The organism is Ruegeria atlantica, assembly GCF_013033965.1.
Lineage (GTDB): Bacteria > Pseudomonadota > Alphaproteobacteria > Rhodobacterales > Rhodobacteraceae > Ruegeria > Ruegeria atlantica_D.
The window spans coordinates 699,465-726,137 of sequence record NZ_WQFE01000001.1 but is presented as its reverse complement, the minus strand read 5'-3'; the positions used below and the strand labels follow the sequence as shown (position 1 = coordinate 726,137).

Annotated in this window: 20 protein-coding genes; 13 read left to right on the top strand and 7 right to left on the bottom strand. The window is 54.9% G+C overall.

The window, feature by feature from the left end:
- The first annotated feature begins 160 nt into the window (after positions 1–160).
- From GOW16_RS03520 to nadC, 4 genes are all read left to right on the top strand, one after another.
- A complete protein-coding gene (locus GOW16_RS03520) occupies positions 161–1,075 on the top strand; it encodes an NUDIX hydrolase (protein ID WP_217354475.1) in 915 nt (304 codons plus the stop codon).
- Positions 1,076–1,152: 77 nt separating this feature from the next.
- Positions 1,153–2,124, top strand: coding sequence for a quinolinate synthase NadA (gene nadA, locus GOW16_RS03515; RefSeq protein ID WP_170410259.1), 972 nt, complete (start codon positions 1,153–1,155; stop codon positions 2,122–2,124).
- Positions 2,121–3,659, top strand: a complete 1,539-nt coding sequence (locus GOW16_RS03510; RefSeq protein WP_170410257.1) for an L-aspartate oxidase — start codon at positions 2,121–2,123, stop codon at positions 3,657–3,659. Before nadA ends, GOW16_RS03510 begins: the two co-directional genes overlap by 4 nt.
- A gap of 3 nt (positions 3,660–3,662) precedes the next feature.
- Positions 3,663–4,532: a carboxylating nicotinate-nucleotide diphosphorylase gene (nadC, locus tag GOW16_RS03505; protein ID WP_254429664.1), complete on the top strand. Its 870-nt coding sequence runs from the start codon at positions 3,663–3,665 to the stop codon at positions 4,530–4,532.
- Between the two features lie 308 nt (positions 4,533–4,840).
- Here the strand turns inward: nadC and GOW16_RS03500 are convergent, their stop codons facing one another.
- From GOW16_RS03500 to GOW16_RS03485, 4 genes are all read right to left on the bottom strand, one after another.
- Positions 4,841–5,479, bottom strand: a complete 639-nt coding sequence (locus GOW16_RS03500; protein ID WP_170410255.1) for an HAD family hydrolase — start codon at positions 5,477–5,479, stop codon at positions 4,841–4,843.
- Between the two features lie 13 nt (positions 5,480–5,492).
- Positions 5,493–6,551, bottom strand: a complete 1,059-nt coding sequence (locus tag GOW16_RS03495) for an ABC transporter ATP-binding protein (protein WP_170410254.1) — start codon at positions 6,549–6,551, stop codon at positions 5,493–5,495.
- Between the two features lie 10 nt (positions 6,552–6,561).
- Positions 6,562–8,733, bottom strand: a complete 2,172-nt coding sequence (locus tag GOW16_RS03490) for an ABC transporter permease (RefSeq protein ID WP_170410252.1) — start codon at positions 8,731–8,733, stop codon at positions 6,562–6,564.
- A 94-nt stretch (positions 8,734–8,827) separates the two neighbouring features.
- The gene (locus tag GOW16_RS03485; RefSeq protein WP_170410251.1) at positions 8,828–9,850 is read right to left on the bottom strand and encodes an ABC transporter substrate-binding protein; all 1,023 of its coding nucleotides are present in this window, start codon (positions 9,848–9,850) and stop codon (positions 8,828–8,830) included.
- Between the two features lie 238 nt (positions 9,851–10,088).
- On the opposite strand from GOW16_RS03485, the gene GOW16_RS03480 reads away from it, so the two are divergent.
- Positions 10,089–10,814 carry a response regulator gene (locus GOW16_RS03480; protein WP_170410249.1) on the top strand — a complete coding sequence of 242 codons (726 nt, stop codon included), beginning with the start codon at positions 10,089–10,091 and terminating at the stop codon, positions 10,812–10,814.
- A gap of 80 nt (positions 10,815–10,894) precedes the next feature.
- Entirely contained in the window at positions 10,895–13,321 is a 2,427-nt protein-coding gene (locus GOW16_RS03475; protein ID WP_254429663.1) for an ATP-binding protein, read from the top strand.
- 357 nt (positions 13,322–13,678) lie between these two features.
- On the opposite strand, the gene GOW16_RS03470 is transcribed toward GOW16_RS03475, so the two are convergent.
- Positions 13,679–13,972 carry a hypothetical protein gene (locus GOW16_RS03470; protein ID WP_170410247.1) on the bottom strand — a complete coding sequence of 98 codons (294 nt, stop codon included), beginning with the start codon at positions 13,970–13,972 and terminating at the stop codon, positions 13,679–13,681.
- Between the two features lie 377 nt (positions 13,973–14,349).
- Here GOW16_RS03470 and GOW16_RS03465 point away from each other — a divergent pair, with 377 nt between their 5' ends.
- Positions 14,350–16,920, top strand: a complete 2,571-nt coding sequence (locus GOW16_RS03465) for a hypothetical protein (RefSeq protein WP_170410245.1) — start codon at positions 14,350–14,352, stop codon at positions 16,918–16,920.
- 363 nt (positions 16,921–17,283) lie between these two features.
- Here the strand turns inward: GOW16_RS03465 and GOW16_RS03460 are convergent, their stop codons facing one another.
- Positions 17,284–17,892, bottom strand: coding sequence for a LysE family translocator (locus tag GOW16_RS03460; RefSeq protein WP_170410243.1), 609 nt, complete (start codon positions 17,890–17,892; stop codon positions 17,284–17,286).
- A 1,199-nt stretch (positions 17,893–19,091) separates the two neighbouring features.
- On the bottom strand, positions 19,092–20,102 hold the full coding sequence (locus GOW16_RS03455) for a LacI family DNA-binding transcriptional regulator (protein WP_170410240.1): 1,011 nt from the start codon (positions 20,100–20,102) through the stop codon (positions 19,092–19,094).
- 211 nt (positions 20,103–20,313) lie between these two features.
- On the opposite strand from GOW16_RS03455, the gene GOW16_RS03450 reads away from it, so the two are divergent.
- The 6 genes from GOW16_RS03450 (at position 20,314) to GOW16_RS03425 (ending at position 26,374) form a co-directional block, all read left to right on the top strand.
- On the top strand, positions 20,314–21,582 hold the full coding sequence (locus tag GOW16_RS03450) for an ABC transporter substrate-binding protein (protein ID WP_170410238.1): 1,269 nt from the start codon (positions 20,314–20,316) through the stop codon (positions 21,580–21,582).
- A gap of 76 nt (positions 21,583–21,658) precedes the next feature.
- A complete protein-coding gene (locus GOW16_RS03445) occupies positions 21,659–22,504 on the top strand; it encodes a carbohydrate ABC transporter permease (RefSeq protein ID WP_170410235.1) in 846 nt (281 codons plus the stop codon).
- Complete coding sequence (locus GOW16_RS03440) at positions 22,501–23,337, top strand: carbohydrate ABC transporter permease (protein ID WP_170410233.1); 837 nt, start codon at positions 22,501–22,503, stop codon at positions 23,335–23,337. The genes GOW16_RS03445 and GOW16_RS03440 overlap by 4 nt, the downstream gene beginning before the upstream one ends.
- A 23-nt stretch (positions 23,338–23,360) precedes the next feature.
- Positions 23,361–24,401, top strand: a complete 1,041-nt coding sequence (locus GOW16_RS03435) for an ABC transporter ATP-binding protein (protein WP_170410231.1) — start codon at positions 23,361–23,363, stop codon at positions 24,399–24,401.
- 12 nt (positions 24,402–24,413) lie between these two features.
- Positions 24,414–25,691, top strand: coding sequence for an MGH1-like glycoside hydrolase domain-containing protein (locus tag GOW16_RS03430; protein ID WP_170410229.1), 1,278 nt, complete (start codon positions 24,414–24,416; stop codon positions 25,689–25,691).
- The gene (locus GOW16_RS03425; protein WP_170410227.1) at positions 25,688–26,374 is read left to right on the top strand and encodes a D-lyxose/D-mannose family sugar isomerase; all 687 of its coding nucleotides are present in this window, start codon (positions 25,688–25,690) and stop codon (positions 26,372–26,374) included. The genes GOW16_RS03430 and GOW16_RS03425 overlap by 4 nt, the downstream gene beginning before the upstream one ends.
- Positions 26,375–26,673 lie beyond the last annotated feature (299 nt).

Here is a 26,673-nt window from a genome sequence, read left to right as displayed (position 1 = left end):
CGGCAGGTATGGGCCGACCCGGCACTTGAATTGGGCCGTAAGTACTTTAGCAATTTCAGCTAATGACGATCGACATGTGTTTTTTCAGCAAGTTGATCCGCTTTGGCAATTTCCGCGCGCAAACGCTTAAGATAGAAGTTAGAAATCAAACACGATGTCAATGACTGGCATTGCGCAATACACAGGTACCTTCTTGCCCAGCGGACTAGCCCCTGCCGAACTGATCGCAATCCTTGTCGCTGTGACCGACAACCAGCCGCGTGTCATGACCTTGCGGGGGGGTGAGGCGCTGCCATCGGGGCCGTTCGAATCCTCTCATCGCAGCCTGCAGAGCAGCTTGCGCGCCTGGATTGAGGCGCAGACCGGCCATCCGGTGGGTTATCTCGAACAGCTCTATACCTTTGCGGACAGGGATCGCGATCCTAGGTCCGGGGATGTTGAAACCTCGCAGCGGATTTCGATTAGCTATCTAGGGCTGGTGCGCGAACAGGATGCTGCCGGGGCAGGGCGCCCGTCTTGGCGCAGTTGGTACCGGTACTTCCCATGGGAAGATCATCGCGACTGCATCCCCGAGGAAGTGCCGCGTATCGCCGATCGCCTGACGGCGTGGGCCGGGGCAGATCCGCTCAAGGCTCAGCGTGTCGACTATTTATTCGGTCTGAATGGAAAGACATGGAACGAGGAGCTGGTCCTACAGCGCTATGAGCTGATGTATGAGGCCGGTCTGGTCGATGTGCCCGAGTTTGGTCTGCCTATGGCGGGCGACAACCGCCGCATCCTTGCCACTGGCATTTCGCGGCTGCGGGCCAAGATCAAATACTCTCCGGTTGTGTTCGAGCTGATGCCCGAAAGCTTTACCCTGCTTCAATTGCAGCGCACGGTCGAGGCGCTGTCGGGTCTGCACTTGCACAAACCCAACTTCCGCCGCCAGATCGACCAGCAGGAACTGGTTGAAGAAACAGGCGAAATCTCGAGCGGCACCGGCGGCCGACCGGCGCGTCTGTTCAGGTACCGGCCCGCTATTCTTGAGGCCCGCATGCTGTCGGGCGCAAGGCTGCCTCTGTCCAAATCTTGAGTCTCGCTTGACATAATCTCGAATCGAGAATAATCACGGCCCTAATGTACTCGAATCGAGTATAATTGGAGGAGCTAATGAAAGATTTCCGCCTGCCAGAGTTGTACGATCGGGTTAAGCAAATCATTCCGCCAGCTGAATGGATGCAGTACGAAGAGGATCTGGAAGCCATCCTCGACCTGAAGCAGCAGAAGAATGCCGTCATCCTTGCGCACAACTACCAAACGCCCGAGATCTTCCACGGCGTCGCCGATATCGTAGGTGACAGCCTGGCCCTTGCGCGCGAAGCCGTTGAGGTCGACGCCGATGTCATCGTGCTGGCCGGCGTGCATTTCATGGCTGAAACCGCCAAGCTGCTGAACCCTGAAAAAACCGTGCTGATCCCTGATGTGGGGGCGGGATGTTCGCTGGCGGATTCCATAACGCCTGAGGATATCGCGCTGCTACGAGAAGCGCATCCAGGTGTGCCAGTGATCACATATGTCAACACATCGGCTGCGGTGAAGGCCGCCTCGGATATCTGCTGCACCTCTGGTAACGCCGTGAAAGTGGTGGGATCCCTCGGGGTGCCGCGCGTGTTGATGATACCGGATGAGTACCTCGCCAAGAACGTCGCCAAAGAGACCGATGTCGAACTGATTGCCTGGCACGGGCATTGCGAGGTACATGAGCTGTTCACCCCAGACGACATTCGCGCGATGCGCGAGGCATGGCCGGGTGTCACGGTGCTGGCCCACCCGGAATGTCCCCCCGAGGTCGTGGCCGAGGCGGATTTCTCAGGCTCCACAGCTGGGATGTCAGACTTCGTCGGCGACAAGAAACCGGCAAGGGTTTGTCTGCTGACAGAATGCTCAATGAGCGACAACGTGGCACTGGATCATCCAGATGTGGAGTTTGTGCGCCCGTGCAATCTGTGCCCGCATATGAAACGCATCAGTTTGGGCAATATCCGCGAAGCTCTGGAATTGGGTCGCCACGAAGTCACCGTCGATCCGGCCATCGCTGACGATGCGCGCCGTTCGGTCGAGCGGATGCTGGCCGTGAAATGATCCGGCTTGAGGGGCTCCATGACCGGATCGCCATCATCGGTGGCGGTATCGCTGGGCTGGTGGCCGCATTGGAACTGGCTCCGCAGCCTGTGGTGCTTATCACTCGCGCCGGGCTGGGGCAGGAATGCTCAAGCGCCTGGGCGCAAGGGGGGATTGCCGCCGCTTTTGGCGCCGATGACGATCCTGCCCGGCATCTGGCCGATACGCTCCGGGCCGGAGATGGGCTGTGTGATGCAACTGTCGCCTCGGGTATCCTGTCAGAGGCCGCTGACGCGATCGCTGTGCTTGAGCGATACGGCGTTCGCTTCGACAGGGCGCAGGATGGCACTTTCGCCTTGGCGCGCGAGGCCGCGCATTCCCGTCGCCGTATTCTGCATATCGGCGGTGACCGGACTGGGACCGAGATCATGTCCGCTCTGACCCGCGCCGTGCAGCATTGCCCCTCGATCACTTGTTTATCGGGGGTTGAGGCCCGGCGGCTTGTGACCGCCGACGGGTGTGTTGTCGGAGTTCATCTGCAAGCGATGGGTCAAGCGGCTGTATTTCGTACCGCTCAGGTCATTATGGCGACAGGTGGCTGCGGGGGTGTGTTCGACGCCAGCACAAACCCGTCCGGCAATTTCGGGCAGGGTTTGGCGATGGCCGCACGTGCAGGCGCTGCTCTGCGCGATATGGAGTTCGTGCAATTTCATCCAACCGCGCTGGATGCCGCCCAAGCGCCTTTGGCCCTGATCAGCGAGGCCGTGCGGGGCGAGTGTGCCATTCTGATCGACCAAACCGGCAAGCGTTTCATGGAGCATATTGCGGATGCCGAACTGGCCCCGCGCGACGTGGTGGCCCGCGCCGTGCATCAGGTCATCGCAAGTGGAGGGCGTGCGTTTCTTGATGCTCGCACCGCGCCGGGCGCTGGCTTTGCCAAGCGCTTTCCCAGCATTCAGGCCCTGTGCGCTACCCGTGGAATCGACCCTGCGCGCGACCCGATTCCGGTGCGCCCGGCTGCACATTACCATATGGGTGGCATTGCGGTTGACCAGACGGGCCGAAGCACGCTGCCCGGGTTCTGGGCAATCGGAGAATGTGCCGCCACCGGCTTGCATGGCGCAAATCGCCTGGCCAGCAACTCTCTGCTCGAGGCGGTTGTGATGGCGCGTCGTGCCGCCAACGATGTAGCTAACAGCAAGATGCGAGCCCGGGCTTTTGTCCCGAACCCCGCTGCGTTGCCTGATCCCGATCCTCGTTCCGTCAGGCCCATGATGTCGCTGCATTTGGGTGTAGTCCGCCATCGGGCAGGGCTTCGGCAGATGATCTCGAACCTGTTGCCGCAGGTTCAATTCTGTGGGCCAGCCTCGGATCCGGCCCTCGTTGCCCTTGCAATCGCGGTTTTCGCCGAAAAGCGCCGGGCGTCCTGCGGTGGGCACTATCGTAGCGACTTTCCTGATCCAGCGATCAATGCGCGATCAAACCGGATGAACCTGACTGAAATTTTGTCGCATGCGAGTTCGGTAGACCAAGAACCCCAGCTGAGGACAGCCTGACCCATGCCCGCTATGCCCCTTTCCCCTTTACCCCGCACAATGCTTGAGCCAATGATCCGCCGCGCGCTGGATGAAGATCTTGGTCTGGCGGGTGATGTCACCTCTGCCGCCGTCATTCCACCAGATCGCCGATCCGAGGTTGTGGCTTGCGCGCGACAACCCGGTCGCGTTGCCGGTCTGGACTGCGTAGAATTGACTTGCGCCCTGGTTGATCCTGCCATCACGGTGACCCGCCGCGTGAAGGACGGAGACCCGATTGCAAGCGGAACGGAGATTGCAACATTCGAAGGTCCGTCCCGCAGCCTGTTGATCGCCGAACGGACCGCGCTCAATTTTTTGGGGCATCTTTCGGGCATTGCTAGTGTGACCGCTGATCTGGTGCGTCGTGTCGAAGGCACGCGCGCCGCGATTGCCTGCACCCGCAAGACAACCCCCGGTCTGCGAACGCTGGAAAAATATGCCGTACGCGCCGGTGGCGGCATGAACCACCGCTATTCCCTCAGCGATGCGATGCTGATCAAGGACAACCACATTGCCATTGCCGGTGGTGTCGTCCCGGCCCTGACCAGGGCGAAGCAGACGGTCGGCCATATGGTCAAGATTGAGATCGAGGTCGATACGCTTGCGCAGTTAGAGCAAGTTCTTGAAATCGGTGCCGATGCCGTGCTGCTCGACAACATGACCCCGGCCACGTTGCGCGACGCTGTGGCTATGATTGATGGGACAGCCATCGCCGAAGCCTCGGGTGGGATCACACCAGACAGCGTGCGCACGGTGGCTGAAACCGGGGTCGATCTGATTTCCATGGGCTGGATCACCCATAGCTCACCCTGTCTTGATATCGGTTTGGATGTCGTTGCAAAGCAAAAATGAGCCTTTGCATGTAGCATTCAGATATTAACGCAAAGAGAGGTTTCGGACCTTTCGGCGCATTCGATGCGGATTCAAACGGACTTGCATTAGCAGCGAATAGCTGCTTGTACGGACAGCGTCCCGGATCAACGACTGAAACGGATGTCTTCTAAGGGCCGTCCTTGCTAGCGCTAAGCACGCCGTCGCTGAAATTGCTGCGACTGGTCTAATGGTGGCAGAGAGCCCAACTTGACCGATGCTGCGCTTCAAAGGAATGGCGGAGGATAGACGATACCAGACGCCCACGGCGGTAATCAAATGCCCATGCTTTAATCGATAAGCTGAAGGACGCTCATGCCCGCGTCTATTGCTGCCTGTACACCTTGCGGTGAATCCTCGATAACCAACACGTCGTTTTGAGGCACCGCCAAACGTTTTGCCGCTAGTTTGAATAACTCTGGCGAAGGTTTTGGCCGAACGCCGTCAGAGATACTGATCAAATGGCCGAAAAGACCCCTCGTCCCTACGGCTGAAAGTGACAGCTCTGCAACGCTTCGTTCCGCATTCGTTGCGACCGCCAATGAGATCCCTCGTTTGCTCAACGCTTTCGCAAAACACAACACTGGCGTTATGGGTCTCACAAGAGAAACCGCGTCCGAGAAACAAGCAATGCTCACGTGACATGCCCGGTCGATGTCGAATGCGGTCCGGGTAGAGGCTTGGAACTCTAGAAACAGGCTGCGTCGGTCCAGCCCGGTGCGTGTGTGATACCAGTCGGCGGACATGTCCAACCCTTGATCCTGCGCAGCGGATTGCATTGAAGCCAAATGCGCTTCCGCGCTTTCGACCAATGTGCCATCGCAATCAAAAATGGCTGCGCTAAACTCCTCTGCATCGAAGAGGTTTAACCACTGATCGCTGGACACACTGCGCGCGTCCCCTCGGTGGTGAAGAATGGCCTGCAACATTGGAATTCGCATGTTAAGCAGAGACCAAACGCGCTTGATCTTCGATGATGCCGACAGACACGCTATCCCCTCGCAAAAACGGCTGTGCCTGGACCGGACCAATCACAAACAAAGATCCGACCAATGTTTCCACCGTGTATTGCATCTCTTTTCCGAGATAAGCGGCATAGCTGATCTGTCCTTCGAGGCCGGGTTGGTCTGGTTTTTGCAGCGTCAATGCCTGCGGCCGCAGAACCATTTGGGCGGCCCCTTTTCGGATGCCATTGCTTGGGACCGACAACTTTTGCCCATTGACCCTAGCCCTTGCGATCGCGCCATCGAGCGCATCCACATCGCAGGGCACTAAGTTCGCATCGCCAATAAAATCCGCAATGAAGGCTGAGGATGGTGCCTCGTATAGGTCATTGGGCGTGCCGATCTGGGCGATCTCAGCATTGTTCATGACGATGATATCGTCTGACACCGCCATAGCTTCTTCCTGGTCATGGGTCACATAAACCGCCGTCAAGCCAAGGCTTTGTTGGATCTGGCGGATCTCTTCGCGAACGTGTCGACGCAGCTTGGCGTCAAGGTTCGACAAGGGCTCATCCAGCAGCAGAACTTCGGGTTCCAGCACGATGGCTCGGGCCACGGCGACACGCTGTTGCTGTCCGCCCGACAACTCGCTGGGCAGACGGTCTCCAAAACCGGCGAGCCCCACGAGTTCGAGACCTTCATCTGCCTTTTGCGCAGCCTCAGCCTTGGGTGCGGACTTGACTGTGAGCCCATAGGCCACGTTTTCGCGCACGGTCATGTGCGGGAAGAGTGCATAAGATTGGAAAACCATCGAGACCTTACGATAGGTGGCAGTCAAATGCGTAACATCCTCGCCGCCAATATAGATCTTTCCTTCTGTGGCCATCTCCAGCCCAGCAATCAGACGCAGGGTTGTGGTTTTCCCACAGCCACTTGGCCCCAACAATGTAACGAGTTTGCCGGGATCGATGGACAGATCGAGCTTTTTGAGTGCCGTCACCTCACCATATTTTTTCACGACACTTTCGAAGCGAACGGAACCTGTTTTTTTTGTCATAGCTGTTACCTCACGCCGTCTTAGCGATTTGTTGAACGCGGTCAGAGCGCCGCAGACGGCGCACTCCGACCAGAAGTTGAAGAAGAAGGATGGCCGCGAGCATCGTGATGATCAGCGCAGCCGAATAGGCGATCGCGAGACCGAACTCGCCGTTTTCCACGCGCCCCACGATAAAGGATGTCGCCATATTGTGCTTCGCGCTGACCAGGAAGATTACTGCGCTGACAGAAGTGATCGCCCGCACAAAGCTATAGGTCAAAGCAGCCAAAACCGCGGGCCCCATAAGCGGCAAGATCACCCGGCGTACGGTGGTGAAACTGTTGGCTCCTAATGTGATGGATGCTTCATCCAGGCTTTTGTCGAGTTGGCTCATCGCCGCGATACCGCCGCGCACGCCCACCGGCATGTTGCGGAAGACAAAGACGATGATCAGGATGATGGACGTACCGGTTAGTTCAATCGGCGGGAAGTTGAAGGCCATGATGTAACTCACACCGATAACCGTGCCGGGGATGGCGAAGCTGAGCATGGTCGAAAACTCGAACGCGTCTTTGCCCCAGAACTTTTGCCGCACCAGAAGGTAGGCAGTCGAAAGCCCGACCAATGCAGTTAGCGGGGCTGCAATCGACGAAATCGTTAACGTTGTGAAATAGCTATCCCAGGCAACGCCCGAAAATCTGCCAGTAGAGAAGTCAATTCCAAATGCGCGGATGTAGTGATCAAATGTAAAGCCGTGATTGATACCCCAGAGTTTCACAAAGCTGCCGAAGATGATCATGGAATAGACCACCAACGTGAACGCGGCCCAAGGCAACGCCGTGCAATAACACGCCCATTTGAGTATTGGGTTTAGGCTGGCATTCTGCCCGCTATCAGCTTTGCCTGTGATCGTAGCATAGGATTTTTTGCCGAGCCACATCCGCTGCGCCATGAAGGCGGTCAGCGTGAGTGTCAGCAAGGCGATAGCCAGGATGGCGGCCTTAGCCGGGTCTGCAACCGCACCCACGATGGCAAAATAGATATCCGTCGAAAGCACGCTGTAGCCACTGCCCAAGACCAGTGGGTTGCCGAAATCCGCCAGACTTTCGATGAAGCCCAGCAGGAACGCATTCGCAAGACCCGGACGCATCAGCGGCAACGAGACAAAGCGGAATGTCTGCCAACGATTAGCATCCAGGGTTTGCGACGCTTCTTCCATGCTCGGGCTGACTCCTTGCACGACCCCGATCAGAACGAGGAATGCGATAGGCGTGAAGGACAGAAGTTGTGCGAAATAAATGCCCCAGAAGCCATAGAGCCAGCGCGTGGCCTCCCAACCAAGAAGGTCCGCGAAATACTCAGTTATTGTACCTGTGCGACCGAAGAGCAGGATCAGGGCCAGACCAATCACAAAGGGCGGTGTGATAATCGGAAGTACCGTTAATACCCGCAGAAGCTTCTTTGCGCGAAAATCGGTGCGGGTGAAGATCAGAGCAAAAGACAAACCCAGTAGCGTTGTGCCTGCGCCTGTCATGACGGCCAGAAATAGCGAGTTTATGCCAACGCCACAGGACCGATTACTGATCAAGCAACTCAAGTCCCAGATATCGCTACTGAAGAAGCGTGGGAAAAACTCTGTCAGGGAATACCCGCCGTCCACTTCAAAGGCACGTACCAAAATGTGGATGACAGGGAAGAAGACGAAGATCGCGACGAGGGCCACAATCAGTCCGATAGTGCTGACAACAAAGGCGTCACCTTGGCCTTTGTCCGATTGCGATAGTGAAATCGTCGCTGCAAACAGGAGGGCCAGTGCACATATTCCAGCGCCTGCACCCATGCCGGGTTGTCCGGCCATAACTGCTTCGCTTACGAAAAGGGTCTCGAAAATCCGTGGGCCAGCACGAACGATGATCAAACCTTGCAGAGCGATGAAGGCCAGCCCTGCAACCGCTGTTCCAAGGGTAAGGCGCGCTCGCTTGACCGGTTCATCGATGGCAAGCTGAATGACAATTGCAGCCAAAATGGCAAGGCCCGCCGGTGCAAGCCACCATTGACCAGCTAGAATGCTGAAGAGGCCGGTTGCGGCAACGCCATCTGTCATCCAAGTCGCGTCATAGAGGCCATCTTCTGTCATGTGCCAAGGCAGCAGCACAAAACTGACTAGCCCGATAGCCAGCCATATCAGAACTGTCTTTTTCATGTGTATTCTCGCGAAAATTGGGGGATGCCCCGCAGAGCAGGGCATCCGTGTCAGCTCGACAGGTCAGTTTCGGTCAAGCGACGGGGAGGAGACGTTACTGCTGCGGGTTCGGATCACCGACTTCTGAGTCCCAACGGGCCAGCAGTCGTTCACGCGTCTCGCTGGAGCCATAGGTTGCAAAGTCGTAGTCAATCAACTTGATTGATGCCAAATCCGGCGATTCCGGAGCCACTTGAGCATTGGAATTTGACGGAACCTGGAATGAGCCAACCTCAGGCGCGCGCGACTGAACCTCTGCGCTCAGCGCGAACTCGACCCATTTTTTAGCACCTACCAAATTACGCGCACCGTCGATGATCGAGACCGCACCAACCTCGTAACCCGTGCCTTCACACGGGGCGACAATTTTCAGCGGAAAGCCTTGCGATGCAAGCTTCACCATGTCGTGCATGAAGCCGATGGACACTCCAGTTTCGCCACGTGCAGCTGCTTTCGATGGAGCAGAACCTGACTTGGTGTAAGAATTCACATTCTTACCGACAGCAGCGAGTTTGGTCATCGCTTCGTCTTCGCCAAAGAGCTGAACAAATGTCGCCAATTCGGTGTATGCTGTGCCGGAGCTGTTCGGGTTTGCAACCTGAATTTCTCCCTCAAATCGTGAGTCTTCAAGATCAGCCCAGCATTGCGGCGGTTCAATGCCTTTCTCGGCGAGAATATCCGCGTTGTAGCCGATCCCCAATGCACCTGCATATATCCCGACTGTCTTGCCGCGGGAGATTTCAGCCATGTTCTGAGCCCAGCCAAGCAATTCGCTGGTGTCCACTCCAGAGGCCTGCGACAGGCCTTCCTCGGCGGCGATCAAATGCGGATCACCGGTGCCGCCCCACCAAACATCAATCTTCGGGTTGCCCGCTTCGGCTCGTACCTGGGCCAGCGTTTCACCCGTCGATTTTCGAACCATCAGCACATCAGTGTCCGGGTTTTCCGCTTCGAACGCGGCGACCATCAAGTCACACCAATCCTGCTCTGCACTACATACAAGGCTGAGTTCATCAGCCCAAGCCACTGCACCGGATGCCAATAGCGCGGCCACGGACACCATTCCTAACTTTTTCATTTATTCCTCCCATTGAGTTTGGTGTATGCCCTGCGCTCCTCCGCGCTAGGGTGCAGGTCTATTGGTAAGGGGCGGCTCATCGTGGGGACACACAACCTATATGAACAAAATTACAAGTGCGCAGGCGTTTGGTTAATAATGTTACAGCCGACGCTCAGCATTGAAATATTCGAAACAAAAAGGCTTGCGACGCGCGTACGGCTTTGGTGCTAGAAAGGTGTGAGGAAGGAGACTTTGTGTGTCGCTGCCAAAAATCGGAATTGTGGAAGACGAAGCGTCGATGCGCAACGCGCTTGTTGCGTTGCTGGCTGAGAACCAATTCGAACCAGTCCCCATGGCGAATATTTCTGAGTTCCACGATGCGGACAAAAGAACTTCTCTGGATTTGGTATTGATTGATCTTCAGCTAAACGACGAGAGTGGTCTCACGTTGGCAATGGACATCCGCCGGACAAAAGACCTGCCGATTGTTATGCTAACTGGACAGGGTGACGAGACGGATAAAATAATTGGGCTGGAGATCGGCGCCGATGATTATTTGTTGAAGCCGTTTAATCCACGCGAGCTAATCGCTCGAATCCGTGCCGTGCTCCGTCGCTACGGCAATTCCGATCAGATATCCACGACACAAAGCGATATTGGGCGGAACACATTTGGGCGACTGAGCGTGGATCACAAGCAACGCATCCTCTTTGATGAAACTGACCAGGAAATTCCGCTCACAAACGCGGAATACCGCCTGCTTGAATACTTTCTGAGCCGTCCAAACCAAATCATCCCGAGAGTTGAGTTGCTGTCCGAACTTGGTAGTGATCTTTCAAAATATGTAGATCGGACTGTGGACGTGTTGATTTTACGATTAAGGCGCAAAATCGAAGAGAACCCATCCAAACCAGTGCATCTCCAAACACGACGCGGGCAAGGTTACATCTTCGTCACTGATCCACATCGGAACTCAATCTGATGTCATTTCTACCGCGGTCGGTGCGAGGACGGCTTTGGACTGCGTTAGGCTTATTATCGCTCGCCATCATTTGCATCAGCATGCTGACCTGGATCGCACTTCAGAGGGTTGATGATCGATTGCAAGACCTGCACACTCAGTCGCTCAGCCAGGTCGCGCAAGCAATCGATCTCTCCAAACGGTCCTCGGATTTGGCGACCTCTGCGCCATATCTGCTTAATCAACGCTCGAACTTCCTGATCCAACAGGAAGGGGAAAAGCTTCTCGATGTATTGGCGCGGGTTCGGGAAGAATGGCCATCTTCCTCAACATCAGAGCCTGACCGCACGGTCTTGGCTGATCTTACCGCGGCAATGGAAGTTGGTATCCTTGATTTGGTAAAAGCCTCCCAATCGCTTGACCGGGTACAGTCTCTTGTCCGTGCGCGCATTGCAGAACTCAGCACCTTGCGTGAGGTCGTCACGGATCGCATTGAAGATCAGAGTATTGCGACCGCGGAGCGCCTGACATGGTGGACCTTGCAAAGCATGAATGCTGATGCTTTGAATGCGGCATATGCGAGCAATCTGATCGGTGTCGGTGAGGAGCAGCGACACTACCAACGGCAGGGGACGTTGGCGCAAAGCGCGACGAAGACAGCGGATCAAACTCAATTCCTGCACAGCCTTGACACCCTCGTCTATGGGGAAACTGGCATCTTCGAACTGCGAAGGGATGAATTGGGTCTTAACCTTGATGCGCAAAACGCCATGTTCCGCATTCGACGTGACGCCAATGGCATAAACGAGCTTGCAGCGGATTTTGCAAACCGCGCCGAGTCCACGTTGACGGAAGAGCGCAGTTCCTCTTCCAACACGATCCAATTCACACGTATTTTTGTCGCTATCGTCAGCCTTGCCGCCCTTGGTTTGGCATTGGTCGCCGCGCTCTATGTCTCTCGTTACGTGGCCTTCAACATCGGACGTGTTTCGGAGGCTATGGTGCGATTGGCCAACGGGGATCGAAGCAGTGTCTTGCCGCGCAAGCTTGGGGGTGATGATGAAATCGGGGATTTGTTTCGCTCTTTCCGGAACTTCCGAGCAAATGCACTACGATTGGACCGCTCCAACAAACTGCTCGATCAGCGAAATGCCCTCTTCGAAAAGGTGTTTGCCAACATCACGGACGGGATTGCGATCACCGATAATACTGGAAAACTCACCGCCTCAAACCCCGCTCTTGGTCGAATTCTCTCAGCCGAAAAGATTAAGGGGTCTTTAGTTGATTGGTTGTTTCAATCCACGTTCGGAGCATCCGCGAATGCTGCGCAACTGAACATAAAACATCGAGGGCATTTGGTTCTACAAGGCAACGACGGACAAATCCTTGAAATTAGGGTCAGCCGCCTGCCTGACGAAGGACGGGTTTGGCTGATCTCGGATGTGACGGAACAGCGACACGTTGCTGAACGCGTGGAACAGATCGATCGCATTGAACTCCTCGGGAAACTTGCCGGTGATACAGCGCATGATTTTGCCAACGTTCTAGCGACAATCCGAACGCATGCCCATTTATTGGGAGAAGAAATCCCGGCCGAAACGGACAACCTGAATGCGATTGAGAATGCACTGGACTATGGAACCTCATTGACTGACCGATTGTTAGCATTCGCGCGCAAACAACCACTTTCACCAGAAATCTTCGATCTGAATACCCTTGTTGAAGGGATGGTTGACTTGGTCGAAATCGGGCTCAAGCCAGGAGTTGAACTGGATATTGTCCGCGCTGACGTTCCTTTGCACGTGCGTGCAGATCCAGGGCAACTGGAATCCGCAGTCTTCAATCTCGTCTTGAATGCCAACAACGCCATCAAAGACATCGGAATAATACGCATCAACCTGTCCAAAGGTCCCAACAACAGTGCGGAAATTGTTGTCTCAGATACGGGATCAGGGATGCCTGCCAGTGTCAGATCCAAAGCTATTCAGCCATTCTTCACAACCCGCGCTGGAGCTGGTGGAACAGGACTGGGTCTTTCGATTGTCTACGGCTTCATCAATCAAAGTGGCGGCAGGCTCGAGATCGACAGCCAGGAAGGCAAAGGCACAAATGTCATTCTTTCACTGCCGTTGGCTAGAGATCAAGGATTGTCGAAAGAAAACTACGTAGGAAAGAAAGCACTACTGGTCGATGACAACGACAGCGATCGGAGAGTGACAGCAAAGGTATTGGAAAGCCTTGGTTACGAGGTGGAGATGTTTAGCACAGCAGATGATGGCATTCGTGCATTGAACACAAGCTTGTTCGATCTGGTTGTCAGCGACTTCGATCTCGGCGGATCGCGGACTGGTTTAGACGTATTGTCACGCGCGCAGAAAATCCTGCCTCAGTCAGATCGAATTCTGATTAGCGGCAAATCATCCTTCAATGACCTGCCAAGCGAAGATGCAAAATTTGTGGAGAAACCCGTCGCCGAAGCCAACATGTCCAGCGCTTTGGTGGAATCAAACCGGTTCAAGGCCCGCTAAGCATCCTATAACTGATCTTGTTGGAAAAGTTCGAATGACCGCTTGGTCCGCGATCTGTAAGTTCGACCCTACCCAGATTTTGCGGTTGCGGCGAATGGCGGCAATGCGGGCTGCAATAGCAGCATCTTGACCAATTGGCCAACGGCAGGAATGGCCGTTCGTCGAACAAAAGTACCGAGCGTTGTTAGAGCAGAATTCAGCCGACAAAGCCGACTGACGCTCGCCGAGCGAATGCCAGCCTAATTTCTGCGTAGAACAACGACAAGGTGCCAAATCTCACACGCATATTTACTTGCTTCACGTTGATACAAAAGCGCGAGATAATTGTAGAATTCGTCCATAAGCTGTTCGAGGATTTCAGAGTTGTCGCATTTGGGACGCAAATAGTTGCGTTCTCAAAGTGGAATCAGCAAAGGCCCGGATGTACCCAACATATTTCTTGGCATAGGTATGGGGATCTTCGATATGCTCTTTGAATATATCGTCAGCCTTGAGTGGAGCAGGTTCCACACTGATCTGGCAGATTTCAAACACATCCTTCAATTCGGAGTTTTCCTCAAGAGCGTGACGTGCCTCTGCTTCTGTCATGAACCAGAGAGAAAACAAAAACGACCTAAGACAGTCGGCACCGATCAGGCCGTCATCAATCATTGATTTGGCCACGGCTTGAATCGCGCGGTATATTCTGCGCCCCGATGCAGCAATGCCGTTGTTTTCGGATGAGGCATTCTTAACAATTCGATCTGGTAAGGATGCAAAGTTAATTATTGCGGCATTCTAAATTTGGCGAAGACTCGCGCAATTGCGCCGTTCTCTTGCTCAATCTCTGCTTTAACCCACTGACCTACGGCGTTTTTTAGCGCATCAAAAGATGGGTCTGGGCCCGCATCCGCGCAGATTAATTCGTTAATGAACTTTTGACGAAACCCGAACTTCTAACTTGTTACGCAAGTTGGGTCCGAGGTGATCGGGCTTAGAAAGCCGTAAAATTTAGGCTGAAGCAAAGACAAGATGGGAGTCTAGTTCAAATGAGTAATGGAACGTATGAAGAATTTCGCGACGCCTTACGTGCGTTTGAATCTGGTTGGGATCGAGATCGCTATGAAGCCGGCGTCATTCAGGATTGGCAACTAGACCAATGGGCCGGTGGGGTGGTTGCAGATTTCTATCCAAACTATTCCAGCTGGTCAGATCTGAGCAGCGACGAGTGGGACGCCATGTCCTATCGCTCTATGAATTCGTTGGGGTTTGTCGGCTATCAGTTCGGCGAAGCTCTATTGATCGATCTGGGGTATTACACGGACGATGTCTATTACGGAAACGGGGCAGCTTCGAACACGTGGGATGGAAACTGGACCGGTAAGAACGGTGTCAATTCGCTTGACGATTTTACCACCGAAGCCGCGCAGGAGCGCGCAATACAGGAAGCCTTTGGCTATAACCTTCAGGTAATCGAAACCGGTTTGGGCTATCAGGGCGAAAGCCTGAGCGACTACCTCGGCACGACCCGGATTTATATCGATAACGGGCAAGAGGTGACTGTTACCCTTACCATGACAGGGATTATGGCGGCGGCGCATTTGCGCGGCGCATGGGGAACTCTGTCTCTTTTGCAGGGCGGCAATGTGTCAACTGATGAATATGGCACATCCATTCTGCGCTATATCAATCAATTCGGCGGCTACGACGCGCCTTCGGTAGGGGACGCCATCAAGGTCTATACCGATGGTATCTTGCTAACGGATACCGGAGGTGGAAGCGGCACCGGAAATGTCTCTCCACCCCTCGAGCCGCCGGTACCGACCGCTCCGACCGGCAACGGAACCGCCGACGCCCCGGAAAGTACGGCGGATGTGGTCATAACCTGGGCTTGGGGCACGGACGTGACGATCCCGGATTTTGATCCGGAGACCGATACGATCTTCATCTCATGGGTGGGCGCAGATGCGCTGGACGTTCGAGAAGTTGATGGATCCGTTGTGTTTGCGATCCCATCCAACAACCAATCTACCACGTTGAGCGGCGTGACTCTGGCGGATCTGAGCCCCGCCAACTTTACAATCCTGGATAGCACTGCAGCGACTGAGGTTCTCAGCATGGTGGGGTCGCACGGGACGAACCCCGGCGGCGATGGCAATGGTCACAGCCATCAGCATATGCATGTCACACTAAGCCTCGCATCAGACGCGCAGGAGATAGATGGCTTCATGCCTGCGATGGGTGACGTCATTGAAATTGACCCGGATATCTCAGCCGATAGTTTCGCGATCTTTGAAGAAAGCGGTGATGCTCTTGGTCAAACTGTCCGTATTGAGCTGACCGAAAGCGGAGTGACGAAACAAATAATATTCACCGGCTTTGGACTGGCTGATCTGGATTTAGGCAATTTCTCGATCACGGACCAAGCCGTGTTGAACGAAGTATCCTCTGCCTTGGGTCAAATCATTGTCACTCCGGGTGTCGGTGAAGGCTATGAGCTGAGCTACGACGCCGATGGTTCAAACCCGCCCGCCACAACCGGTACAACGGATACGGGCGGCGTTAAATTCCGGACAGACAGCAACGCCGACGACATAACCGGGTTCCGCCCCGGCACGGATCAACTGGATTTCGGCGGAACGTCTGTACACGGCATGATTGTTACCAAATCATCTACAGGAGAGATCGTGATCGACAGCCCCTGGTCCGATGCGGCCCAGATCGTACAGGGCGTGACTTACCAGGATGTAACGATCGAAGATTTCGGTGTCGTTGGCAACGAACATTTCCGGCAGGACATGGGGGCCGTTGTCAGCTGGGAACAAGGCGTCGGTCCGCGCGATGCTGATACGATCTATATCCGCAGCCATGAATATGGTGTGCATGAGGTGATCGACGGTTTCGACCCAGCCGCAATGAAGATCAGTTTCTTGTATTTTGGTACGCGTGAGCGCCTGAATGTTGAGGATAGCAGCCAGGGGTTGGTCATTTCATCGCTGCCGACAGGACAAAGCGTGACTCTGACGGGCGTCTCCAAGGCTGACCTAATCCCCGGATTGGTTGAATTTCACCATGATCAGGTGATGGAAGACAATCTGGAGGTCCCGTTTGGTTTTGATCAGAACGATGTGACTCTGGTTGATCGCACCGTGTTGCTAACGCCAAAGGCACCTGTTGGAGCCACGACCGACGGCTATCAGACCCGAACCGGTGATCTTACCGGAAGCTCTTCAGGTACTAACAATGGTGGTGTCACAGATGGCGGAACCATGGATACAGACGATGACCAAACAACAGGCACCGTTTCATTCGCTGCAGGTGCCGATGTTGTAGAGCTTACCTGGAACTGGGGTGTGAAGACAGAGATCATCGGTTTCAATGCAAGCGAGGACGTGCTGGATTTCAACTCACTCGGTGAAGGAAACGTTGAAGTCAGCGAGAACGGTGATGATCTGGTGTTTGAAGTCGTCGAAAACGGCGGTCATACGGTGACGCTCCAGGGTATTCAGGCAGAAGACCTGAACCTCGGTAACCTCACAGCAGATGACTGGAACTCTATCGACGAGGCGAACAGCGCCTTGGTGAATCAGCTGGAAGCATTCGGAATGTCCATAGCCTGAAGCCCAATTGACACTCCACCCGGCCATTGCTCAGGCCGGGTGCCGTTTAGCAGTATTTGGGAGTACTTCCTTGATTGCGAACGCGACCCAGGTTTTTGCGGATTGAGTTTTGATAAGTTGATCGACTATTTCATCCGTTTTGGAAACGCAGAACTCAACCGCCTAAGCCTCCGTAAAATTTGCGGAGTGTCGTTCTTGCATCCAGTGAGATTGCTGAGACAACGAATGGCGGCTTTGTCGAGCTGCACCGCAGCGAACGAACATGGTGGCCAAGGTCCGGAATGGGCCGTCATAGACGCTTAAAACTAGTGTGATGCCGCGCTTCATCCGAGGACCAAAGCGAGCCCATATTGACCGAATGCTTCAGTTGGCGATAGCGAGTTTGGCTCCTAAAAATCCGAATGTCCCAGCAAAGCATCGTTTGATCCACTTCATAACATCGGGACGGCGAATTACGTACTCACGTGCATAAGCAGCAAACACGCCGTAACCGACAAAAACAATGAAGGTCATCATCATGAACAAAATCGCCAACCAGATCAGCGAAGCTGTTGCGTTTGGCGCTGAAGGGGAAATGAACTGAGGAAGGAATGCCAAGAAGAACAGGGACAATTTGGGATTCAAAACATTTAACAAGGTTCCTGTTGTCGCGATGCGCAGATACCCGATTTGGCTCTTATCTTCGGGCATTTCCATGACGGTGTCATCTTTCATAATTCTCCAAGCCATGAAAAATAGATATGCGACCCCAAGATACTTAATGACTTGAAACGCCAAAGCGCTGGTATGAAGCAGCGCGGCTAAACCAATGATACTGGCGACAGCCGCAGGTAGAATTCCAAGGGTGCATCCAACAGCAGCAGCCACACTTGCCTTAAATCCGCGACCGAGGCCGATTGCCAAAGTGTAGATCACCCCAGTTCCAGGCAGTAATACGACAACCAATGAAGTTAATAAGAATTCAAGTGACATGAATGGAGCTCCTGATTTTTAGACACTCTCTGCGCCAGGCGCTCAGGGGTCAAGGTCGGCTAAACAGCAGTCTCATTTCTTCGATTACGACGCAGTGAAGAGGCAGTTTGAAAACACTACAATGGCATGCTGTGGAATGACCGGTTGGGTGAGCAATGTGTGAGTTCGAGCGGCGCCAAAATTTGCACTTGCAGCGAATGACCGGAATGCGGGCTCGACCGCAGAAAATGATTGTTATGCCCAATGTCTGCAAAGGGCCGAGCTCTCAGTCTGAAGTTAACTGTAAAGATACTCGCGTCTGCAGCTCGCCTGCTGAAGCAGGTGGATCGTCGGTGGCCAGAAGCTTTCCGGTCCCATTCTGACCAAGCAGATATAAGTATGTGTCTAGTTCGCGGACATGTAAAACTACGTGGATACTGTGCTCTGGACCACTACCACCAATCACGGTTCGGACGATGGCAGACTTTTGTAGGCCCGCGCGGTCATAGAAACTGTAAGTGCCGACAACGTTTCCGCTTCCGTCCAAAAATCGAGCCTCACACACAAAATCATAGGCCCCTCCACCAGGTGCTTCAGAATAGAGTTGAATGCGTGTCTTCTCAAAATCTAAGTTAGTAGCCAATTAGCCCTCCACACAAAGTTATCCAAATGAGCATAGCAAGTGATGAGCAATAATGCATGCCCGCGTCAAAGCATGTGCGCTCAGAGCTTTGGCAGGGGACACATCGAGCCCTCTGGCGACTTCGAACTTCTGCAATAGGATGTCCGCATATAAGAGGCTGCGATGCAGCACCGCTCGGCACACTCAATGTCCGAAATGGGCCGTCACATCACCGGCAGGAAGGGCGGGAGATCAGACCTTCTCTGCGAGCGCGAAACCATCTGGGGCCCAGCAAGGAGGCCGACACTCAAATGGCGGGCATTTCGGAATTTGAACTGTACCACAGCAATTCGGCTCTGAGCCCAAAGTTTCGAATACCGCATGATACTGCAACGGCATTTAAGCATTTCAAAGCGGACCCTCGGTTCAACAGTGTAGGGGTGATCTTGACCGCTGCCTCGCGGCTGTTGCCGCAGGTTAAGAATTCCTATCTCATCGGCAGCACGTGCCATTGTGGGTTTGCGAACAACCGAAATTGGGGCGTCTTCACCATCGCAAGCCGCAATAGATACCAGCGATAGCAACTGAGATATACACTTTAGTGCCCGGGGGCTGCTCCTGATGTTCCTCGAATTGTCAGGGTCGCAGAATACTCGAAATGACGGACTGGTAGTTCGGGTGTTCGCATTCGGTCCAGAAGGATCTCGGCCAACCGCTTGCCTAACTTCTTCGGGTCGATCGCCATGGTTGTGAGGCCGGGCGTCGAGACGGCCGCATCCTCGATGTCATCAAAACCCACCACCGAAAAATCATGCCCGGGTTTCCAACCGGATCGGATCAAGCCGAAGCAGGCGCCAAGCGCCACAACGTCTCCGTTGCAAACAATGCCCGTCACCTCGGGGTGTTGGTGACGGAGTGCGGCAATAGCGTCAACACCGGCGCTCTTATTCTCATTGCATGGCCAGACAATTGGCTGCACGTCATCCAGCTGCTCTAAAGTGCCAAGGTAACCGGCAATGCGTTCCTCACGCACGGACGATTGCTCGGTGCCGCCAAAGTAGGCGATGTGCTTGTGCCCTAAGTCAATCAAGTGCTGCGTGGCTTGTGCGAGAGCTTCAGTGTTGAGTATGCCAACATGATCAAGGGACTGTGATACCTTGCGCATGAAAGTAACAGCGGGAACTCCATGAGCGTCCAGAAGCTCCATGGCGTCCTCATTCGTGTTGAGGGCCGGAACCCAGATCAAGCCGCGGCGACCAAATCTGATGCAAGCTTCCAGGAGGCGGTCCTGACGTTGAAGATCCCCTTGTGCATCAAGGACCGAAACCATGAATCCTTCGGTTTCGAGCAAGTCGACGGCGCCGCTGACAACCTCTGCGTTAAACGGGTTGGCCAATTTGTTAAGGATAAAACCGATTTCGCGATTGTCCCCCGATCGCATGGTGGCCGCCGCTTGATTTGGGACGTAGCGCAGACGCTTGGCTGCGCTCAGGACTTTCTGACGTGTCTTCTCTGAAATTCGGCCGGTGTCACGCATAACCTGGCTGACGGTTGGAACCGACACACCCGCTTCTTTGGCAACGCTGGATAAGGTGGGTTTTTTCGTCATGGGTCACAGTGTAGATATAACGTTTTTCTAAAATCGCAAGTGGTTTTGTAAATGGCAAGCAATTTATGGCGAATGCTTGATAGCAACAGGCTTGACTCAAGATACAACGATATACCATATTAATCACATTCGCCCGCGGACTGACCCAAAGGTGTCGGCGAGGGAGAGAGGTTGTCGGGCTCCGGTCAGCCTCAGACATAGGGAGGAAATCATGTCGATTCATCTGAAACTGTCGGGCGCTGTGTCCGGTGTGGCCATGCTTGTTTCCGCCGCCTCCGTGCAGGCCGAAACTCTATTCTGGTCGACCCAAGCCCGGCCCGCCGAAGAAGCACAAGCTATGCGGACCGAAGTTCTTGGTGGCTATGAGGGTGAGGTTGACTACCAGCCGAATGAAGACGGCCCCTGGCTGACTCGCTTGCAAGCCGAGCTGCAAGCCGACTCAGGCAGCATTGACTTGCTGGGCTCTTTGCACGGAAACTTCTCGGCGATGAATCCTGATGACCTGATGGACCTCGGCGATCTTGGCGTCATGTCGGCCTCAGACACTTTCAACGATCTGGCCAAGCTGGGAACGGACAGCCTGCAATACATGCCATGGATGCAAGCGAGCTATATCATGGCTGCCAACACAGAAGCGCTGCAATACTTGCCGGAAGGTGCGGACATTAATGCGCTGACCTATGATCAATTGATCGCGTGGGCGGCAAATGTAGAGGACGCGACTGGTCAGAAGAAATTCGGCTTTCCGGCAGGTCCGAAGGGGCTGAAACACCGCTTCTTTCAGGGCTATCTCTACCCGTCCTACACCGACGGCGTTGTACGGACTTTCGCATCACCAGAGGCTGTGACGGCTTGGGAGAAGTTTAAAGAGCTTTGGAGCCATACGAACCCTGCTTCGACTAACTTTTCGTTCATGCAGGAACAACTTTTGAACGGTGATGCCTGGATCGTTTTTGACCATACCTCGCGTCTGGCGCAGGCATTTAATGAACGTCCCGACGATTTCGTCGCCTTCCCGGCGCCTGCGGGCCCGACTGGCCGCGGCTTCATGCCTGTTCTGGCAGGCGTTGCCATCCCGCGCACCGCGCCGGATGCCGAAGGGGCCAAAGCTCTGGTGTCCTATCTGATGAAGCCCGAGACGCAGATCGCGACCCTGAAGGCCACTAACTTCTTTCCCGTGGTGGATGTTGAACTGCCTGACGACCTGCCGCCTTCGGTCAAAGCTGCCGGCGAAGCGGTTGCAACGATGAGCGGCTCGGCAGACGCCAATCCTGGGTTGCTGCCTGCAGGTCTGGGCAGCATGGGCGGTGACTTCAACCGTGTGTATGTAGATGCGTTCGAACGCATTGTTCTGGCTGGCCAGCCCATCGAGCAGGTTCTGGATGACCAGAAGAAGCAACTTGTAAAAATCATGACCGAAACTGGCGCACCCTGCTGGGCACCAGATGCACCGTCTGAAGGCGCTTGCCCGGTCGAGTAAGGTACTTCCTGACTGCTGGGCCGCTGAAATAGTGGCCCGGTTCCCCAGCAAAATCCCAACTTATAGGAGCGGTCCGATGGAAGCGCGGCTATTGCCTTACTTTCTGATCCTCCCGGTGACGCTATTTCTCTGCCTTTTTTTCCTTTACCCATTTGCGCTGGTTGCGCAGCAGGCGTTTGGTACAGAGAACGGCTTTTCACTGGATAACTTTCGCGAGGTTGTGACCTACTGGAAGTTCCCGATCTCGATGAAGAACACCTTTCTTCTGGCTGCGGCCGTGGTGCCGATCCAACTGGCGCTGTCACTGCTGATGGCCACGATGGTCACTAAGATGCAAAAGGGCCGCGATTTGGTTCTCTATATTTGGACCATACCGCTGGGCATCTCAGATCTTGCGGCTGGTATCATCTGGCTGGCGATCTTCGAGCAGTCGGGTTTCCTGAACTCGATGATGGTCGGGCTTGGGGTCACTGAGCAACCTATGAGTTTGTTGAGCTACCAAACCCCTTGGGTTGTATTCTTAGCAATTATGCTGGCTGAGATTTGGCGCGCGACCGCGATTATGCTTGTGATCCTTGTGGCGGGCATTGGGTTGATCCCCAAGGAATACTACGAGGCTGCAGACGTGTTTGGAGCCTCGCGCTGGAAGCAATTCACGCGGATCACCCTGCCTCTTCTGCGCCCGTCGCTGCAAACGGCACTGGTCTTGCGCGTCATCCTGGCCTTTGAGGTCTTCGCCGTGGTTGCAGCCCTTGGTGGCACGATTTTCCCGGTGCTCATGGGCGAGATCTACGCCTATCAGTTTGACCTGCAAAATGGTGGGGCAGCAGCAGCGCTGGCGATCATCGTTCTGATTATCTCGATCGTCTTCACTCTGATCATCATACGTGCGCTGCGCGTCCCTAAAGGAGCTACGATATGACGGCTGTTGCTGATGTTGTGACCCCTGACGCCCGCAAGGCGGGAAGGGGGCTCTACTGGGCAGGCGTGATCTTGCTGTGTGCCTGGGTGATCATACCGCTCTACTTGTTATTCGTGAACACAATGTCTTCACCGGATACGGTGAACAGTTTCCCAAAGAGCTTCATCCCGGAGTTCAATATGGGATCACTGGAATTCTTCATGGGGTTCCAGGGAATGCTGAGGGCGCTGTGGAACTCGGTTCTGGTGGCTTTGATGACGATGGTGATGTCCATCGCCATCGGGGCCCCTGCAGGCTACGCCCTGTCGCGGTTTGACTTTCGCGGGAAAGAGCTGTTCCGGTTGCTGATCCTGCTGACACGGGCCTTTCCGTTGCCGCTTCTGGCACTGCCCTTGGCAGTTCTTTTCATCCGAACAGGTCTGGATGATACGGCTTTCGGTCTGGCGTTGGTTCACACGACGTTGGCGATCCCCTTCGCGGTGCTTATCACCTTTTCGCTCTTCTCGGGTATTCCGTTGGAACTTGAGGAGGCAGCCTGGACGCTGGGCTGCACACGGCTGACCGCCTTCACCAAGGTGATCCTACCTCTGGTGTTACCGGGGATCACAGCCTCGGCGATTTTCGCCTTTGTGATCTCGTGGAACGAAGTGTTCGCAGCCGCCGTGCTGACGATCGAGAACCGAACGTTGCCCGCATTCCTGTTGCAGACACTGGGCGAGGCCCCGTTGCACCTGAAATTTGCAGGTGGGTTCATCCTCGTGGTGCCTGCCCTGATCTTCATCTTCGCAGTGCGCAAATATCTCTTTGCCATGTGGGGTATCGCTAACCGCTGAGCGGTGGCTGAAAGGAAACTGTTATGGCTGAAATTCGGATCAAAAACGTCGCCAAGAACTTTGGATCTTACCAAGCGCTTCACGACATCAACCTGACCATTGCAGACCAGGAATTCATGGTCCTTCTGGGAGCCTCAGGCTGTGGTAAGTCCACGCTTCTGCGTATCATCGCAGGGTTGGAAACTGCCACGACCGGCGAAGTCTGGATCAGTGGCCGCCGGGTGGATCACCTGTCGCCCAAAGATCGCGGTATCTCGATGGTGTTCCAGAACTATGCGGTGTTTCCGCACCTGACGGTGTTCGAGAACATCGGCTTTGGTTTGCGGATGCAGAAACTGCCCGATGATGAAGTCAAACGCCGGGTCGAGCGCACCGCCGGGTTGATGCATATCGAACAGCTCTTGAAGCGCTATTCGGGCGAGTTGTCCGGCGGCCAACGCCAGCGGGTTGCTGTCGCCCGCGCGCTGGCGATGGAACCAGACGTGATCCTGATGGATGAGCCCCTGTCGAACCTTGATGCGCTGTTGCGGATGGAGATGCGGGCCGAACTGAAGGGCGTTCTGGCCGAAAGCAGGACCACCGCCATCTATGTGACCCACGATCAGGTCGAGGCCATGTCAATGGCTGACCGGATTAGTGTCATGCACCAGGGCAAAATTGTTCAGGCAGCTTCGCCCATCGAGGTGTACCGCGATCCAGCGGCCGAGTTTGTGGCCAGTTTCATCGGCAATCCGCCAATGAATTTCCTCCCCGCTGAAGCCGCGGGCTCTGGTCGCTGGACCGTTGCCGGTCAGAGCTTTGAGGGCCCGGCAAACGGAAAGGATCTAAAGTGGGCTATCCGTCCAGAAGACCTGCGTATTGCCGATCAGGGTTTTGGTGCGCGAGCGAAGGTCGTTGAGCCCTTAGGTGCACATCTGCTCGTAACCTGTGATGTAGAGGGTCACCAGTTCCGCGCAGTATTGGACAGTGAGCTTAGCGTTAAGCCTGGTGACGTACTTACCCTGGCGCCGCAAGAGGGCCGGGGGCGTTGGTTCGACCCCGAAACCACTCTGTCTGTTGCGTAAAGGAGAAGCGCGATGAGTCAAGCGCTGATCGATCAGGCTCGCAAGGTCATGGAAGGCAATGACCTTGGCAGCTATACCGTGCCCACCCATGGCCTCTATCCATTCCAGTGGAACTGGGACAGCGCATTGTCTGCGCTTGGATTTTCACATTTTGACATGGATCGGGCCTGGGTCGAGATCGAGACACTTATGGCCCATCAGTGGGACGACGGTATGGTGCCCCATATCATTTTCCACGAACCCGATGACGGGTATTTTCCCGGACCTGACGTCTGGCAAACCGGACGAGCCGTGCCCACGACCGGCATCACCCAACCTGCAGTCGTAGGCTTTGCCTTGCGCAAGCTCTACGACCGCGCCGAAGACAAAGCCGCCGCAAGAAAGCGGCTGGCCAAGCATTTGCCCAAGGTCCACGCTTGGCATCAGTGGTTCTACCGCGACCGCGATCCCGAAAACACGGGGCTGGTGGCAATCATTCATCCATGGGAATCTGGTCGAGACAACTCTGTGGACTGGGACGAAGGCTTGGATGATGTGCCGATTGAGGGAATAGCGCCTTTCACGCGACGTGACACGACACATGCTAACCCCGATCACCGCCCTTCCGACGAGCAATACAAATGTTATATCTGGCTGCTTGAATATTTCCGTGAGCTTGGCTGGGACAACGCGAAACTTCACGATGCCTCACCCTTCCGACTGGTTGATCCAGGCTTTAACGGCATTCTGATACGGTCCTGCGACGATGTTGCCGACTTGGCCGAAGTCCTGGGCGATAGCTCAATGGCCTCAGAGGCCCGCGCGATGGCCACGAAGGGTCGGTCGGCATTGGAAAGCCTCTGGAACCCGACGCTTGGGCAATACACCTGTTACAACCGCGCTGCTGGGCATCTGCAGGATACGCCCACGATTGGCGGGCTGCTCGCCGCAATTGCCGATGTCCCTCTGGGCCGTGCTGAAGAGCTGGCACGAAGGATCGCTTTGCTGGCCGAGCGTTGCGGCTATCTGGTGCCCAGCCACGACCCGGCGGATGATGCTTTTGACTGTCTGCGCTATTGGCGTGGGCCGACATGGTTGATCGTGAACTATTTAATTGCCGAAGGTCTAAGCCGGTCTGGGCAGGATGGAATGGCACAACGTATCCTCGCCGACAGCCTGAACCTTATTCAGAAAAGTGGCTTTGCGGAATATTATGACCCGATCAGCGGCGAACCTTGTGGGGGCGGCAGCTTTACCTGGACCGCAGCCATGGTAATCGAAATCCTCAAGACCAAAAGAGTGCCGGCGTGAAACGCTCCCGCATCAATGACATCATGGACCAAACAGATGAGATGATCCGCTCTCACGGTTTCACGTTGCCACCTTTTGCTTATTGGACGCCCGAGGAGTTTAAAGCCCGTGAAAGTGATGCCCGTCACGTGATTGACGTAAGGTGCGGTTGGGACATAACCGATTACGGTGATGGTGATTTTGACAAGATGGGCTTGTTCCTTTTTACCCTGCGCAACGGGTTGCAGAGTGATTTGGCCAAGGGCGGCGGCATGTGCTACGCAGAGAAGCTGTTGATTTCAAGGCAGGACCAGCTATCGCCCATGCACACGCATGTTTTGAAGGCGGAAGATATCATCAACCGCGGCGGCGCTACTCTGGTGGTCGAGCTTTTCGGCTCAGACGACGCAGGTGGGTTTGCTGAGGATCGCGGTGGTGTGGTTTGGCTGGATGGCATCCGACACAGCTTCAACCCGGGTGAGAAACTGCGCCTGGCCCCGGGGGAAAGCGTGACCCTGCGCCCTGGTGATTGGCACGCATTCTGGGGCGAAGGGGGGGATGTGTTGATCGGTGTGGTCTCAACGGTCAATGATGACGAGACCGACAATATTTTTCGCGACCCAATTGGCCGATTTGCCGAAGTTCAGGAGGATGTTGATCCGACACATCTGTTGGTCAGCGACTATTCCAAATGGCTGGGCTGATCGATGAAACACGTGAAGGAACCGCAGGGATTTAGGCGCGATCTTAGCTTTCTCTACCTGCGTTTGGTCCGTCATCCTTCACTGAATAATTTGGCAATGTCGTGTGGACTCCATCCGCCTGTTCCCTGCAATGTGCTTCAAGGCCTGAAGTCTAGCCAAGGCGGGTTTGTGCTCGACATTGCGCATCGGCGGCATTGTTGCGCAGACTATGCGTTCGAGCGACCCGCGCCGTTGCTCATGCAGCGAATGGCCGCAATATGGGCTGTGCTGCGGAATTTCGTTACCTTGTCCAGTGACCG

Excerpts from the sequence above, each read along its gene's own strand:
- GOW16_RS03520 (WP_217354475.1), top strand. The coding sequence starts at position 161 with ATGACTGGCATTGCGCAATACACAGGTACCTTCTTGCCCAGCGGACTA.
- nadA (WP_170410259.1), top strand. The coding sequence starts at position 1,153 with ATGAAAGATTTCCGCCTGCCAGAGTTGTACGATCGGGTTAAGCAAATC.
- GOW16_RS03510 (WP_170410257.1), top strand. The coding sequence starts at position 2,121 with ATGATCCGGCTTGAGGGGCTCCATGACCGGATCGCCATCATCGGTGGC.
- nadC (WP_254429664.1), top strand. The coding sequence starts at position 3,663 with ATGCCCGCTATGCCCCTTTCCCCTTTACCCCGCACAATGCTTGAGCCA.
- GOW16_RS03500 (WP_170410255.1), bottom strand. The coding sequence starts at position 5,479 with ATGTTGCAGGCCATTCTTCACCACCGAGGGGACGCGCGCAGTGTGTCC.
- GOW16_RS03495 (WP_170410254.1), bottom strand. The coding sequence starts at position 6,551 with ATGACAAAAAAAACAGGTTCCGTTCGCTTCGAAAGTGTCGTGAAAAAA.
- GOW16_RS03490 (WP_170410252.1), bottom strand. The coding sequence starts at position 8,733 with ATGAAAAAGACAGTTCTGATATGGCTGGCTATCGGGCTAGTCAGTTTT.
- GOW16_RS03485 (WP_170410251.1), bottom strand. The coding sequence starts at position 9,850 with ATGAAAAAGTTAGGAATGGTGTCCGTGGCCGCGCTATTGGCATCCGGT.
- GOW16_RS03475 (WP_254429663.1), top strand. The coding sequence starts at position 10,895 with ATGCTGACCTGGATCGCACTTCAGAGGGTTGATGATCGATTGCAAGAC.
- GOW16_RS03470 (WP_170410247.1), bottom strand. The coding sequence starts at position 13,972 with ATGATTGATGACGGCCTGATCGGTGCCGACTGTCTTAGGTCGTTTTTG.
- GOW16_RS03465 (WP_170410245.1), top strand. The coding sequence starts at position 14,350 with ATGAGTAATGGAACGTATGAAGAATTTCGCGACGCCTTACGTGCGTTT.
- GOW16_RS03460 (WP_170410243.1), bottom strand. The coding sequence starts at position 17,892 with ATGTCACTTGAATTCTTATTAACTTCATTGGTTGTCGTATTACTGCCT.
- GOW16_RS03455 (WP_170410240.1), bottom strand. The coding sequence starts at position 20,102 with ATGACGAAAAAACCCACCTTATCCAGCGTTGCCAAAGAAGCGGGTGTG.
- GOW16_RS03450 (WP_170410238.1), top strand. The coding sequence starts at position 20,314 with ATGTCGATTCATCTGAAACTGTCGGGCGCTGTGTCCGGTGTGGCCATG.
- GOW16_RS03445 (WP_170410235.1), top strand. The coding sequence starts at position 21,659 with ATGGAAGCGCGGCTATTGCCTTACTTTCTGATCCTCCCGGTGACGCTA.
- GOW16_RS03440 (WP_170410233.1), top strand. The coding sequence starts at position 22,501 with ATGACGGCTGTTGCTGATGTTGTGACCCCTGACGCCCGCAAGGCGGGA.
- GOW16_RS03435 (WP_170410231.1), top strand. The coding sequence starts at position 23,361 with ATGGCTGAAATTCGGATCAAAAACGTCGCCAAGAACTTTGGATCTTAC.
- GOW16_RS03430 (WP_170410229.1), top strand. The coding sequence starts at position 24,414 with ATGAGTCAAGCGCTGATCGATCAGGCTCGCAAGGTCATGGAAGGCAAT.